Here is a 13961-nt window from a genome sequence, read left to right as displayed (position 1 = left end):
GAAGGAATCAGCCAGGGATCAGTTGTCTGCGGAGAACTTCTCGTAGGCTGTCTCGTCGAGCAGCGCTTCGAGTTGGGCCGCGTCGCTGATGCGGACCTTGAAGAACCAGCCCGCATCCATCGGCGCGCTGTTGGCAAGCGAAGGATCGGCGCGCAACGCCTCGTTGACTTCGGTGATTTCCCCCGAGACCGGCATGAACACATCGGCCGCGGCCTTGACCGACTCGACCACACCCGCGACCTCGCCCTGGTTGAAAGTCTTGCCGACTTCAGGCAGGTCGACGAACACCACGTCGCCCAGCGCGTCCTGCGCATGCACCGTGATGCCGACGGTCACGAGCGTGGCGTCCGCGTCCTGCTGAACCCACTCGTGGTCCTTGGTGTACTTGATGGTCATGTAGGAAGCTCCTTGGATAAAAAGAATGTGAGAAGGGATCAGCCCCGGTAGTAGCGGGCGGGCACGAAAGGCATGGTGCTCACTTCCATCGGCACGGGCTTGCCCCGCACGATGGCCTGGATGCGCGTACCCGGCTCCGCGTAGGCCAGCGCGACATAGCCCATGGCCACCGGCCGGTCGACCGTGGGGCCGAGCAATCCGCTGGTGACGTGGCCGATGGCATGGCCTTCGAAGGATTCAAGGAGCGTGCCATCGCGCACCGGCACGCGCTCCAGCGCCACCAGACCGACCCGCTTGCGCTTCAGCGTGTCGTGGTCGAGGTGGCCCGCTGTGCCGCTGGCGGCCGTGAGTTGGGCCAGGATCCGGGCCGCGCCGGGAAAGCCGCCTTCGCGCTCGCCGCCGGTGCGCCGCACCTTCTGCATCGCCCAGCCGAGCGAAGCTTCGACCGGCGTGGTGGTTTCGTCGATGTCGTTGCCGTAGAGGCAGAGCCCGGCCTCGAGCCGCAGGGAATTGCGCGCGCCCAGGCCGATGGGCTTGACCTCCGGCTGAGCGAGAAGCAGGCGGGCCAGCGCTTCGGCGTCCTTGGCGGCGACGGAGATCTCGAAGCCGTCCTCGCCCGTATAGCCGCTACGCGTGACGAAGGCCGGCAGGCCGCCGATCTGCACGGCGCCGCCCGTCATGAAGACAAAGCGCTCCACGCCGGGAGACAGACGCGCGAGCGTCGCAGCGGCTTGCGGCCCCTGGAGCGCCAGCAGCGCATGGTCGGGCATCGGCAGGACCTGGCAGCGCTGGCCGATCTTCGCCGTGATGTGCGCGATGTCGGCCTGCTTGCAGGCGCCGTTCACGATCACGAAGAGGGAATCGTGTCCCTCGTTGAAGAACATCAGGTCGTCGAGGATGCCGCCCTCGTCGTTGAGCAGCAGTCCGTAGCGCTGCTTGCCCGGCGCCAGGCCGATCACGTCGACCGGCATGAGGGTCTCGAAAGCCGCTGCGGCCTCCGGTCCGACGAGGCGAAGCTGGCCCATGTGGGAAATGTCGAACAGGCCGGCGGCCTCGCGCGTGTGCTTGTGCTCGGCCATCAGGCCGGCGGGGTATTGCACCGGCATCGAATACCCGGCGAAGGGCACCATGCGGGCGCCAAGCTCCCCATGCAGGGCGTGAAGCGGGGTCTTCAGAAGATCGTCGGTCGATGCGGAGGCCAAGGCACTCTCCAAAGGGGCAGTCCAGATCCATGACCGAAGCCATGGGCCACCCCTGCTGTCCGCTTTACCTGAGAGATTCGCCCCACGATCGGGGTTTGCTCCTTCGGTGGACGGGCCTCCGACGTCTTGACGGGCCGCCTCTCTCCAGCAAGGAAACGCCCTTGGAAGGGCGCCTCGTCAGTCCTTTTGCCTGAGCGTTCGGGCCCTTGTTTCGAGGGGACCTGCGCCTTCGGCGGCCCCGCAGTGCGGGGCTCTCTCCTGACCGGGCGAGTGTAAGGGATTGGCGGATCGCCGGCCTGCGAAATCAGTGCACGAGCGCCGCCGGCAGCAACTTGTCGATGCGATCGCGGATCGATTCCGCGCGTTCCGCCCCCGCGGACTTGGCGATCTCGTCGAGCATTGCGCCGGCCACGGCCAGCATGCCGTCCCGGTCGCGCGACTCGCGCAGCAACTCGCGGAACTGCTCGGCCAGGATCGGGTCGCGCCGCACGAACATGCGCTCGCAGAGGTCGAAGAGAAACATGCGCGTGGTAGCGAGGGAGCGCTTGCCGTCGAAGGCGTCGGCCGCTGCCGACGCGATGTCGACCGGAGCCGGGGGCGTCTCGGACGGCGGCTGGCGCTGCTGTGCGCGGCTGTCCAGCAGGTAACCCTCCTGCACCAGATGAAGTGCGACCTTTCCGGCTTCGTCGCGGCTGCTGAAGAGCTGACCGAAATCAGTCACCGAGCGCTGGCCGTCGGCCATCAGCAGCAGGGCGCGTTCGCGTTGGCCCAGTGTGCGGCGGCCGGGCTGGAGTTCGTGGCGCGCCTTGTCGGTCTTGATGAGGAACATGGGGGATGCTGCGGCGTTCTTGGGCGAGCGCCGCAGCATCGCGGATCGGCATGACACTTTCGTGAAAGGCGCCCGCGCTACTTGAAGCCCCACAGATGCGGCAACCATGTGCTCAGCGCTGGCATGAAGGTCAGCACCAGCAGCACCACGCCATGCGCCCACAGGAAGGGCGCCAGTTCGCGCACCAGTTGCGACATCGGCACGCGCGAGACATTGCAGGTGACGAAGAGCAGTCCGCCCACCGGCGGCGTGATCATGCCGAGCGTGAGGTTGTAGATCACGATCATCGCGAAATGGATCGGGTCGATGCCCAGCTTGACCGCCACCGGCGCAAGGATCGGCGCCAGCACCATCACGCCCGGCAGCGGCTCGATGAAGATGCCGAAGAGCAGCAGGAAGACGTTCACGATGATGAGGAACATCCACGGCGACAGGTTCATGCCCGCCAGCCATTCGGCCAGCATCTGCGGCACGTTCTCGATGGTCAGGATCCACGCGAACGAGGCCGACAGCCCGATGATGATGAGCACCGATGCCGAGAGCAGGGCGGAGCGCGAGAGGATGTCGGGCAGCGCTTTCCATTCGAGCGTGCGGTAGACGAACTTGCCGCACACCAGCGCATAGAACACCGCCACCACCGATGCCTCGGTCGGCGTGAACCAGCCTGCGCGCATGCCGCCCAGGATGACCACCGGCAGCAGGATGGCCGGGATCGCCTTCCACGTCGTCAGCAGGACTTCGCGCCAGGGTGGCATGCCGCCGTCGCCCTTGTAGTTGCGCTTCTTCGAGACATGGAAGTTCACCGCGCACATCGCCACCGCGATGAGGATGCCCGGGATGAGCCCGGCCACGAACAGGCTGCCGACAGACACGTTGTCGTCCTGCAGCGCGTAGATGATCATGATGATCGAGGGCGGGATGATCGGGCCGACGATGGCAGTCGACGCCGTCAGCGCCGCAGCGTAGGAACGGTCATAGCCGGCCTTGTCCATCATCTTGATGAGCATCGAGCCCGGCCCGGCCGCGTCGGCCAGTGCCGATCCCGAGATGCCCGAGAAGAAGGTCAGCGACACCACGTTGGTGTAGCCCAGGCCGCCGCGCCGGTGGCCGACGAACTGTCCGGCGAAGCGCAGAAGCACTTCCGTCAGCGAGCCGCCGCTCATGAGCTCCGCGGCAAGGATGAAGAAGGGCACCGCCATCAGCGGAAAGCTGTCGATGCCGGTGAAGGTCTCCTTCAGCAGCACCATCAGCGGATAGGACTCGGCGAGGATCAGCGTGGCGGCCGTGGCGAGGCCCAGTGCGAACGCGACCGGCACGCCGATCGCGAGAAACACGCACACCGAGAGGATGAGGACGAGGCTGGCGTTCATAGCGAGGCGCTCGCAGCTGCATCGAAATGCGCGTCGGATGCGAATTCGCGCCGCAGCACGTAGCCGCGCACGATCAGGAGCCAGTGCACGATCAGCAGCAGGCCGCCGAACATCATGGCGCTGTAGATATAGGCGAAGGGAATCTGCGTGACCGCGGTCAGCTGGAACATCGTGCGCTCCATGTAGAGCCAGCCGTACCAGACCATGAAGCCGAAGAAGGCGAAGAGCAGCGCCGCCACGACCGCGCGCAGCGCGATGGCGGCCTTCGGTGGCAGCGCGTCCTGCAGGTTCTCGACCGCGATGTGCCCGCCGTAGCGCAGCACCGGACCGGCGCCGAGGAATGTCAGCCAGATCATCATGTGGCGCGAGACCTCTTCGGCCCATTCGAGGGAGTTGCTCGTCAGGTAGCGCATCGCCACGTTGATGAAGATGATGACCGACATCGAGGCGAGCAGAAGAATCAGCGCCCACCGGTTCGCGGCCAGGAAGTAGTGTTCGAAGGTTTTCACGACGACTGTTGTTGTTGTGGGATCTGTGCAAAGAGAACCGCCCGGTGCCATGGCTGGCTCACCGGGCGGTGGTGCCGGAGGCGGCGCGTGGCCGCGCTTACTGGACGTCCGAGATCTTCTTGATGTTGTCGGCGCCGAATTCCTTGGCGTAGCCGGCGTAGGCGGGCTTCAACGCCTCGCGGAAAGCGGCGCCGTCGACCTTGCGGGTCACCTTCATGCCGTCCTTCTCGAGCTGGGCGATGCCGTTGTTCTCGTCTTCGTTGACCTTCTTGCGCTGCGCGGCGCCGGCCTTGCGGGCGGCTTCGAGGAAGACCTTCTTGTCGGCGTCCGACAGCTTGTTCCAGACCCGCGGCGACAGCAGCAGCAGCGCCGGCGAATAGACGTGGGAGGTCAACGAAAGATGGTTCTGCACCTGTGCGAACTTGGCCGACAGGATGACGGGGATCGGGTTCTCCTGGCCGTCCACCGTGCCTTGTTGCAAGGCGCCGAACAGCTCGGGGAAGGCCATCGGCGTCGGCAGGATGCCGAAGGTGCGGTAGCCGTCCATGTGCACCTTGTTTTCCATCGTGCGCATCTTCAGGCCGGCGGCGTCCGAGGGCTTGACGATGTCGCGCTTGCTGTTCGTCATGTGACGGAAGCCGTTCTCGGTCCAGGCCAGCGCGATGATGCCCTTGCTCGGGAACTTGGCGAGGATGTCCTGACCGATCGGGCCGTCCATCACCTTGCGCGCGTGATCGTAGTCGCGGAACAGGAAGGGGATGTCGACGATCTTGACTTCAGGCACGAAGTTGCCGACCGGGCCTGTGGACGTGTTGACGAGGTCCTGCGTGCCGAGTTGCACGGCCTCGATCTGCTCGCGTTCGCCGCCCAGCGCGGAGTTGGGGAAGTGCTGGCACTTGTAGCGGCCTTGCGTGCCCTTCTCGACCTCATCGCAGAACACCGTGGAGCCGACCCCGTAGTGCGAGTCCTTCGTCGTGGCGTAGCCGATCTTGAGCGTGGTGGTCTGTGCAAAGGCGCTTGCGCCGAGGGCGAGCGAAAGGCAGGCGGCGAGGGTGCCGAGTTTCATGTTGTCTCCGGGGAGGTTGCGGGAAGAATGCGCAACCGACTATGCCCGAAGAGAGAGCCTGACCTCGTCGGGATTTTCACGGACGTATTCGAGCACCACGTCGTCGAAGCTTGCGTCCGAATCCAGGCCCAGCGCGCGGGCGCGCACCGTTTCGAAGCGCCCCGGCCAGCTCTTCACGATGCGGCGGATCACCGGGTCGGGCGTGCGGTCGAGCAGGTCCGTGGCGGCCGTGCCGGCGACTCGGCCGAGCGCCGCTGCCATCTCGCCGACGGTCGTGGAGAGCGAAGGAAGGTTGAGCGCGGTGCGCGGACCCCATTGCGTATCGCTCGCTTCGGCAGCGCGAATCAATCCCTCGATGGTGCGCGTCGGCGACGAGATCGCCACCGGCGTTTCGTCCGCCACGGGGCAGGCGGCGCGTACGCCCGCCAGCGGCTCGCGGATCATGCCGCTGAAGAAGCCCGAGGCGGCGCCGTTGGGCCGGCCCGGGCGCACGCTCACCGTCATGAGCCGCACGCTACGGCCGTTGATGAAGCCCTTGCGCGTGTAGTCCGCCACGAGCTGCTCGGCAATGAACTTCTGGATGCCGTAGCTGGTCTGCGGGGTGGGGAGGGTGTTGTCGTCGATGACCTCGGGCAAGGGTTGTTCCGGCGAGTTGCCGAACACGGCGAGCGAACTCGAGAACACCAGCGTCGGCACCGTACCGAGCTTTCGGCAGGCTTCGAGCAGCGCGTTGGTGGCGGCGAAGTTGCTGCGCATGCCGAGGTCGAAGTCGGCCTCGCATTCGCCGCTGACCGCTGCGGCAAGGTGGAAGACGAGTGACGTATCCGGGGGCACGGCGCGCTCGGGTGCGTCGGCAAGCAGCTCGTTGAGCTCGCCCACCACCGCGCTCACTCGCGGGTCCTGCGCAAGATCGCTCGGTGGGGGGACGCGGTCGACGAGGGTGATGGTGTCGATCGATGCAGGCGTTGCGCCAGCCAGGGAGAGTTGCCGGCCTGCGAGCAGGGTGCGCGCGAGGCGTGCGCCGACGAAGCCGGCGCCGCCGGTGATGACGATGTTCATGTGCGACGTGTCCTTGTGTCCGGAAAGAGGCGAGTCTAAGTACGTCCGCCGCGCAGCAAGGTCCAGAACACCACCCGGTTGAAGCCGACTGGATTCTCGGAAGGCGCCCCGTGTCCGGCGCCCGCGATGACTTCCCGTTGCGCGCGGGGCAACTCGAGCACCAGCTCGTCGATCGATCTCCGAAAAAGATCGCTGGTCCGGTCGCCGTTCAAGAGCAGAACTGGCATCTCCAGAGCCGCCACTTCGGAACGCGACAGATCGGGAAACGGCTCCGTCGATCGGGTCAGTGCTTTCATTGAGCCTGCGTTGCGCGTCATGGCGTGCATGCGCTCGGGCGGCAGTCTGTCGAACAGCGGCTCGTCCCAGATGCCATCGACCAGCAGGCGCAGCGCCGTGCGGTCGTCGTTTCGTTCGAAGGCCAGGGTGGCGGGGCGCCAGACATCGTCCATGAAGGCTTCGAACAGCGCGCGTCCCTCGGCCGTGCGGCATGCCCATCGGTGCAAAGGCGGTTCGTTCAGCGTCAGGCTCAGCACCTGGTCCGGATGCTGCATCGCGAACATCAATGCGATCAAGGCACCGCGGGAGGTGCCGACCAGATGCGCTGGCCCGCAGCGCAAATGCGCTTGAAGTGCCGCGAGGTCGTCCACGTCGGATTGCGGCGCGTAATCGGACTGTGCGGAGGGGCTCCGGTTCGGGCTGCTGTACCGGCGGCTGTAGGCAATGACGCGGAACCGTGCTGCAAAGACTTGCATCTGCGGCGCCCATGAGTGGCAATCGCCCAGGCCGTCGTGCAGAAGGATCAGCGGCGATCCGCGCCCCTGCTCGGTGTAGTGCAGTTCTGCGCCATCCGCCAGCGGCAGGCGTGTGGGCAGCTCGCATCGATTCATCGTTGGCTCCTCCGGACCGCGCTCGTGTGCGGCAGCGATCCAAGAGACTAGCCCCGCTCGTTCGCCATCGCAATCGGGTGATGCGCCGTCCCTCAGCCCCGGCGTCGGCGCATCAGGAACTCGATGGTCTCGAACAGCGCTTCGCTCAGGAGGGCGAGCACGGCGGCCGGAATGGCGCCTGCAAGGAGCAATTCGCGGTCGTTGAGGGCGAGCCCGGTCACGATGCGTTCACCGAAGCCGCCCGCCCCGATGAAGGCCGCGATGGTCGCGGTGCCGATCGCGATGGTCGTCGCCGTTCGCACGCCGGCCAGGAGGGTGGGGAGCGCCAGCGGAAGCATCACCACCTGCAGGCTCTGCGTACCGGTCATGCCGAGAGCCGTGCCCGCTTGCCGCAATCCCGCCGGAACCTCCGCCAGGCCAGTGACGGTGTTGCGCATGATCGGCAGCAGCGAATAAAGCGTCAGCGCAACCAGCGCAGGCAACGTTCCGATCGCGCCGATCAGCGAGATCAGCACGGCGAGCAGCGCGAGCGAAGGGATGGTCTGCAACAGGCCCGTGAGGCCGAGCACCACCGCCCGCGCGCGCACATGCGGAAACACCAGGATCCCGAGGGGTACCGCGATGAGGATTGCGAGCCCGACCGAGACCGCGACGAGCATCAGGTGCTGGCGCGCCAGCCGGCCCAGGTCGGAGCCGAACAGCTTGGCGACAAAGCCGCGTGAACCTGCATCGGAGGGGCCGGCCTGCCCTTGCGCCAGGAAGTCGCGGGCGATCGCGTCGAAGGCCACGCCCTGCAACTCGGCGCGTGCGTTCATCGCGATCATGGCGCGCTCGTCGATACGGCCTTCGAGCTTCTGCAGGGCAGCCCAGGCCTTCGGCCAGCGCGCGGGCACATCGAGCCGGTACAGCACCACGGCGTCGTAACGCGGGAAATAGCCGCGGTCGTCCCGGAGCACGCGCAGCCCGAGATGGTCGATCTTCGCGTCGGTGGTGTAGATGTCGATCACGTCGATCTGCTTCGCCACGATCGCGTCGTAGGCGAGGCCATGGTCCAGCCCGGTCGGCGCCTGCCTGAATCCGTAGCGCGCCGCGAGACCTTGCCAGCCATCCGCGCGACCGATGAACTCGTTCGACAGGCCGAGCTTGAGTTCGGGATGGCGCGCCAGATCGCTCAGGTCGTGCACACCGAGCCGGTCCGCGTCAGCTGCGCGCATGGCGAGCGCATAGCCGTCGTTGAAGCCGAGCGGAATCGCGACGCCCAGTCCCAGTGGAGCAAGGGCCGCGCTCATGGCCTCGCGCGTCATCGACTGGGAGCCCTTGAGGATCTCCAGCGCGATCGTGCCTGTGTACTCCGCATAGAGGTCGATGCCGCCGGAGCGCAGCGCCTCGTAGACGATCGCGGTGTTGCCCAGCCCCTGGCGAACCAAGGGCGGCGTCGGCGTCTGCGGCGATGCGGTCTGCGCCAGCACCTCGGCGAGGATGTAGGACTCGGTGAATCGCTTGGAGCCTATGCGCAGGCCTTGTTCCTGCGCGTGCGAGCTGTGCGAAAACGCCGCAGCGCAGAGCAGACCCAGGCAAGTCAGGGCGGTGAGCCACGGTCGGCGCAAGGAAGGCATCGGTCCAGTGTATCGGCGCCGTCAGGGGCGAACAGGCTCGTTCTCCTACAGCCGATCGTGCGACAGGCTGATGCTGCGGCGCACTATCTGAACGCAAACTGAACACGTGCTCATCAACTATGTCCGACGCGGTGAAGGAAAGCCCTTGTTGCTCGTACATGGTCTCGGCAGCAATTGGCGGTCGTGGCAGACCATCCTGAATTCGCTGGCTGCCGAGCGCGCCGTGGTGGCGATCGACCTTCCGGGCTTCGGCAAGAGTCCGCCGCTGGCGGGCGAGGTTTCGGTGCGCACGCTGGGCAATGCGGTCGAACAGTTCCTGCGGGAACATGACCTGCTGGGCAGCGACGCGGTCGGCAGTTCGCTCGGTGCGCGTCTGGTCCTCGAACTGGCGCGGCGCGGCGGCGTTCTCGGCTCCGTCATATCGCTTGGACCGGGTGGATTCTGGGGTGGCTGGGAGCGCTACGTGTACCAGAGTTCGATCTGTTTCTCGCGACGGGTGGTGCGCAGCCTGCAATTCGCGATGCCCGCCATCACCGGCCATGAATGGTCACGCAAGCTGCTGCTGGCACAGTTCTCCGCGAAAGCGGCGCAGCTGTCGCCTGCACTGGTGCTGGAGGAGATGCGCAGCTACGCTTCGGCGGAATCCTTCAGCTTGATACTGCGTGATCTGGTGCGCGGAGCGCCGCAGGAAGGGCTGGCCACGGGCAGCAGGGTCAAGCCGATGGTCATCGGCTGGGGGCGACTGGACCGGTTATGTTTCCCCCGGCAGGCGGCGCGCGCGCAGCAGCTGTTTCCCGATGCGCGCCTGCACTGGTTCGAACGCTGCGGCCACTTTCCGCACTGGGATGCGCCGGAGGAAACTTCGCGACTGATCCTTGAGACAACCGCCGACTGAACGGCCCTCATGAAAGACGCAATGGCACCCGAGAGTGAATCGCATCCGCTGCCCGACGTGCATGGCGCGCGTGAGCTGCCTTCGGTCGTTGTCGAGGGCTACAGCCTACAGTTGCGGGACAAGGACGGCTTCATCGGAGACCAGGCGAGCCAGACCGCTTTCCGGGCGCTGCTGGAGCGCTGGCGGCAGAAACGCCGGCGCAAAGGCAAGGACCCGCTCGGCGGTCGTCATTCCAAGGACCTCAGCAAGGCGACGCTGGACGAGGCGCTCGGGGCCAAGGACGCCTCCGAAGCGGCCGACGTGGTGCACGCAGCCATCGAGGAATTCGCGGAGGAACTCGCCTGGGTGATCGAGCGCTTCATGCGGCAGCCGTCGTGGAAGGGCGTCGAGCGCATCGTGATCGGCGGCGGCTTTCCGGAGAGCGACGTGGGCGAGCGCGCCATCCTGCAGGCCGCGGCGATCCTGCAGGACTCGAAGGTGCCGGTGCAACTCGCCCGCATCTGCCACGAGACCGACGACGCCGGTCTGCTGGGCTGGGTGCACCTCGTGCCGCCGCCGCTGCTCGCGCACCACGACGCGATTCTCGCGCTCGACATCGGGGGCACCAACGTGCGCTGCGGCATCGTCAAGATGCGGATGAAGCGCGCCAAGGACATGTCCAAGGCCAAGGTGCTCCGCCGCGAAAAGTGGCGACACAAGGACGACCGACCCAACCGCAAGGCGCTGATCGATCGTCTGGCCGAAATGCTCGAAGCGCAGGTCCGCTACTGCAAGAAGAAGGGCATCCGGCTCGCGCCGTACATCGGCATCGCATGCCCGGGGCTGATTGCCAAGGACGGCTCGATCTCGCGCGGTGCGCAGAACCTTCCTGGCCACTGGGAGAGCGACAACTTCCACTTGCCCAGCGAGTTGTGCAAGCGGATCCCGACCATCCACGGCGCGCCGACCATGGCGTTGATGCATAACGACGCGGTCGTTCAAGGTTTGAGCGAACTGCCCTTCATGCAGGATGTGAAGTGCTGGGCCATCCTGACCATCGGCACGGGGTTGGGCAACGCGAGCTACACCAACAAGCGGACGGAAGGCGGATGAACAAGGTCCTGGTCCTCGGAGGAACGGGCTTCGTGGGTCGCAGCCTGTGTGCGCTCATCGCTGCCTCGGACGGCGCAACCGGGATCACAGTGCCTAGCCGTCGACCGGCGCAAGCAAGGCAACGGGGGCTGCCGCCGTCCGCGACGGTCGTGCGTGCGGACGTCCACGACCCGGTGCAACTCGCGGGCCTAGTCGAAGGCCATGACGCTGTGGTCAATCTCGTTGCGATCCTGCACGGGAGCGAGGCCGAGTTCGTCCGAACGCACGTCGCCTTGCCCCGGACGCTCGCCGGTGCCTGCCGTTCGAAAGGCGTCCGCCGGATCGTGCATGTCAGCGCACTCGGAGTCGACAGCGCGCAGCCGAGCCGGTACCTGCGGTCGAAGGCTGAGGGGGAGGCGGTGCTGCAAGGCGCGGATCTCGATGTGACTGTGCTTCGGCCATCCGTGATCTACGGCCAGCACGATCGCTTCATGAACCTGTTCGCGCGCCTGCTGAGGTTTGCGCCAATGCTCCCGTTGGCCTCCGCAGACGCCCGTTTCCAGCCCGTGTGGGTCGAAGACGTTGCCCGCGCGATCCTCGTCTGCCTCGAGCGACCGGAAACAGCCGGCCAGACCTTCGAGTGCGCGGGCCCGGAGGTCTTCACGCTCAGGGAGCTTGTGAAGCTGGCGGGTCGGTGGTCGGGCCATGAACGTCCCGTGATTGCGCTCCCGCCCGCTGTCGGAACCCTGCAGGCGGCAGTGATGGAACGCTTGCCGGGCGAGCCGCTGATGTCGCGCGACAACCTGCAGTCCATGAAGACGCCGAACGTGGCCAGCGGCAGGCTCCCGTCGCTGGCGGATATGGGCATTCGGGCTGCCGCGCTCGGAGCGGTCGCGCCGGAATACCTCGGTGCCGACCGGGTCAGAGCTGGAACGCAATCGTGAGCAGCAGCCCTTCGGCCACGTCGCGAACCAGCCCGGGCCTGCGCGCGCGATAGGTTTCGCCGGCGGAGGCGGCGGTCTCGATCCACTGGGCGAGCCACTCGACCTCGCCGCGGCCGTAGAACACCACGGCCGCTTCGTGATTCAGCAGCAGGCTGCGCATGTCGAGATTGATCGAGCCGCACAGGGCCAGGTTGTCGTCCACCACCACCGCTTTGGCGTGCGCCATGAAGGGCAGCATGCGAAAGATGACGCCGGCGCGTGCGAGGTCGCGCATGGCGCGGGCGCGAACGAAGTCGGCCAGCCGGTGGTTCGATTGCGCAGGCATCGCGATCGTGACCTGCACCCCGCGGCGTGCGGCGAGCCGCAACGCATCGCGCAGGCCGTCACCGGGCACGAAGTAAGGCGTGATCGCGAGCAGCCGATGCTCGGCGCGGAAACAGGCGTCGATCAGCAGCGCATGCGCAGTGTCTTCCGTCTGGTCCGGGCCGCTCGGCAGGAACTGGGCGAGGCCTTCGCCTGAGGGGCTGTCGTCGGCCGCGATCGCGCGCGGCTTGCGTTTGCGCACCGACGACCAGTCGTGGTCGAACTGCCGCGCCGCCGCGGCCGCCACGCTGCCCTGGAGGTCGAAGGACAGGTCGTGCCACGGAAGGGGATGGTCGTCGTTGCCCGTGAAGTATTCGCCGGCCAGATTGCGGCCGCCCGACCAGAGCCAGCCGTCGTCAGCGATCGTGAGCTTGCGATGGTTCCGCAGGTTGCGCGGGCCGGTGCGGCGCAGGCTGAAGATGGGGCGGAACACGGCGACTTCGGCGCCAGCCTCGCGCAACGAGTCGAAATGCGAGCGCGGCAGCGAGAGCGCGCCAAAGCCGTCGAGCAGCACGCGCACCTTGATGCCTGCGCGGGCTCGGCGCGACAAGCGGTTGATGACCTCGTGCCCGAGCGCGTCATCGCCGATGATGAAGGTGCACACGTCGATGCGGTGGCGCGCGCCCTCGATGACTTCGAAGAGCGCATCGCGCGCCGAGCCGCCATCGGAATGAAAGCGGGGCGTGCACCGGCCCGGCGGAGCGAGACCGAAGCTTTCGATCAGGTCGGCCGCCCAGTGTCCCGCCGGCGCGGACCGCGGCGGGCGGGGCGAGCCGGTCGGCCGCAGCTTGCGCTGGCCGAACATCAGGTACATCGGCAGGATGACGTACGGCACGAGCACGAGGCCCATCACCCAGGCGATCGCCGTGGTGGGCGCGCGTTGCTCGCGCCGTGCGCGCGTGCTCAACACGTAGACCAGCAGGGCGACAGTGACGACCAGCAAATGCTGCGACGGCGATGGCAGCCAGTCGAGCAGGTCGTCGAGCTGGTTCACGTGCGGAGGTGCTGCTGCAGGAAGGCAGGCACCGGACGGCCCTCCGAGGCAAGGAAACCCATCATCGCGCCGACCACTTCGCGCACGGCATCCCGTGCGCCGATGCGATCGCGCCACGCCACCAGACGTGGGGTGGCCTCGGTCATGCCTGCGCCCTTGCGGTCGGCGAACACGTGCGCCATATAGAAGGCGATGTCGGCGTAGGAATAGGAGCCCGCAAGATAGTCCCGGTCGCTCAGCAGGCGATCCAGGTCTTCATGAAAGCGGGCGCAGGCGCCGCAGGCGGCAAGCGCCGCCGGGCTTTGCATGTCGTGCTGGAGTCCGAAAAGCTTCACCACCTGGGGGAAGTAGACCTCGTCCGACTTGAGCTCCAGCTGCCGGGCCCGTGCCCGCGCCGCGGCGCCCGCGGGCCAGAGCGGGGGAGTGGGCGCGCGGTCTTCGAGGTATTCGAAGATCTGCGTCGAGTCGAACAACTCGACGTCGCCGTCGATCAGCACCGGCACCTGCCGCTTCGGGTTGACGCGCAGAACCTCAGGGTGCCTGGGCTCGTAGTTGTCGTCGCGATCGAAGGGCACCATGACGCATTCGAACGCGAGCCCTTTTTCGAGCAATGCGATCTGCGCCTTGGCGCCGAACATGCTGAGGGGACCGGTGAAGAGCTTCATCCCCGGAGCCTACTTCAACGGAACGCGAATACAAACCGTCCAACGAAGAAGGCTCCGTCGCGCGGGTCCCGTCGCGAAACACCGCGGAACCGGCT

14 protein-coding genes and 2 riboswitches are annotated in these 13961 nt (G+C 66.7%); of the genes, 3 read left to right on the top strand and 11 right to left on the bottom strand.

What is annotated here, in order from left to right; translation table 11 throughout:
• Positions 1–18: 18 nt before the first annotated feature.
• The 9 genes from gcvH to QTH90_RS07510 all read right to left on the bottom strand — a co-directional run bounded on the left by gcvH (position 19) and on the right by QTH90_RS07510 (position 8934).
• Complete coding sequence (gene gcvH / locus QTH90_RS07550; RefSeq protein WP_286663852.1) at positions 19–396, bottom strand: glycine cleavage system protein GcvH; 378 nt, start codon at positions 394–396, stop codon at positions 19–21.
• Positions 397–434: 38 nt separating this feature from the next.
• Positions 435–1598, bottom strand: a complete 1164-nt coding sequence (gene gcvT, locus QTH90_RS07545) for a glycine cleavage system aminomethyltransferase GcvT (protein WP_286663851.1) — start codon at positions 1596–1598, stop codon at positions 435–437.
• Positions 1599–1643: 45 nt separating this feature from the next.
• Positions 1644–1756, bottom strand: a riboswitch (glycine riboswitch).
• A gap of 10 nt (positions 1757–1766) precedes the next feature.
• A riboswitch (glycine riboswitch) is annotated at positions 1767–1869 on the bottom strand.
• A 33-nt stretch (positions 1870–1902) separates the two neighbouring features.
• On the bottom strand, positions 1903–2427 hold the full coding sequence (locus tag QTH90_RS07540; RefSeq protein WP_286663850.1) for a hypothetical protein: 525 nt from the start codon (positions 2425–2427) through the stop codon (positions 1903–1905).
• 77 nt (positions 2428–2504) lie between these two features.
• On the bottom strand, positions 2505–3797 hold the full coding sequence (locus QTH90_RS07535) for a TRAP transporter large permease (RefSeq protein WP_286663849.1): 1293 nt from the start codon (positions 3795–3797) through the stop codon (positions 2505–2507).
• Positions 3794–4306: a TRAP transporter small permease gene (locus QTH90_RS07530; protein ID WP_286663848.1), complete on the bottom strand. Its 513-nt coding sequence runs from the start codon at positions 4304–4306 to the stop codon at positions 3794–3796. Before QTH90_RS07530 ends, QTH90_RS07535 begins: the two co-directional genes overlap by 4 nt.
• A 97-nt stretch (positions 4307–4403) precedes the next feature.
• Positions 4404–5372: a TRAP transporter substrate-binding protein gene (locus QTH90_RS07525; protein ID WP_286663847.1), complete on the bottom strand. Its 969-nt coding sequence runs from the start codon at positions 5370–5372 to the stop codon at positions 4404–4406.
• Positions 5373–5411: 39 nt separating this feature from the next.
• A complete protein-coding gene (denD, locus tag QTH90_RS07520; protein ID WP_286663846.1) occupies positions 5412–6431 on the bottom strand; it encodes a D-erythronate dehydrogenase in 1020 nt (339 codons plus the stop codon).
• A gap of 35 nt (positions 6432–6466) precedes the next feature.
• Complete coding sequence (locus QTH90_RS07515; protein ID WP_286663845.1) at positions 6467–7318, bottom strand: alpha/beta fold hydrolase; 852 nt, start codon at positions 7316–7318, stop codon at positions 6467–6469.
• Positions 7319–7410: 92 nt separating this feature from the next.
• On the bottom strand, positions 7411–8934 hold the full coding sequence (locus QTH90_RS07510; RefSeq protein WP_286663844.1) for an ABC transporter permease/substrate-binding protein: 1524 nt from the start codon (positions 8932–8934) through the stop codon (positions 7411–7413).
• 106 nt (positions 8935–9040) lie between these two features.
• Between QTH90_RS07510 and QTH90_RS07505 the strand changes: the two genes are divergently transcribed.
• From QTH90_RS07505 to QTH90_RS07495, 3 genes are read left to right on the top strand one after another with little or no spacing between them, the layout of a single operon-like run.
• A complete protein-coding gene (locus tag QTH90_RS07505; protein WP_286663843.1) occupies positions 9041–9829 on the top strand; it encodes an alpha/beta fold hydrolase in 789 nt (262 codons plus the stop codon).
• Between the two features lie 21 nt (positions 9830–9850).
• Positions 9851–10921 carry an ROK family protein gene (locus QTH90_RS07500; RefSeq protein ID WP_286663842.1) on the top strand — a complete coding sequence of 357 codons (1071 nt, stop codon included), beginning with the start codon at positions 9851–9853 and terminating at the stop codon, positions 10919–10921.
• Positions 10918–11844 (top strand): complex I NDUFA9 subunit family protein, encoded by a 927-nt coding sequence (locus tag QTH90_RS07495; RefSeq protein ID WP_286663841.1) that lies wholly within the window; start codon positions 10918–10920, stop codon positions 11842–11844. Before QTH90_RS07500 ends, QTH90_RS07495 begins: the two co-directional genes overlap by 4 nt.
• Here the strand turns inward: QTH90_RS07495 and QTH90_RS07490 are convergent.
• The gene (locus tag QTH90_RS07490) at positions 11822–13201 is read right to left on the bottom strand and encodes a phospholipase D-like domain-containing protein (protein WP_286663840.1); all 1380 of its coding nucleotides are present in this window, start codon (positions 13199–13201) and stop codon (positions 11822–11824) included. The genes QTH90_RS07495 and QTH90_RS07490 overlap by 23 nt on opposite strands.
• A complete protein-coding gene (locus tag QTH90_RS07485; RefSeq protein WP_286663839.1) occupies positions 13198–13866 on the bottom strand; it encodes a glutathione S-transferase family protein in 669 nt (222 codons plus the stop codon). Before QTH90_RS07485 ends, QTH90_RS07490 begins: the two co-directional genes overlap by 4 nt.
• Between the last annotated feature and the right edge of the window lie 95 nt (positions 13867–13961).

It is taken from the genome of Variovorax flavidus (genome assembly GCF_030317145.1).
GTDB lineage: Bacteria > Pseudomonadota > Gammaproteobacteria > Burkholderiales > Burkholderiaceae_C > Variovorax > Variovorax flavidus.
The sequence above is the reverse complement of the archived record's forward strand: the minus strand, read 5'-3'. Positions and strand labels throughout refer to the sequence as shown.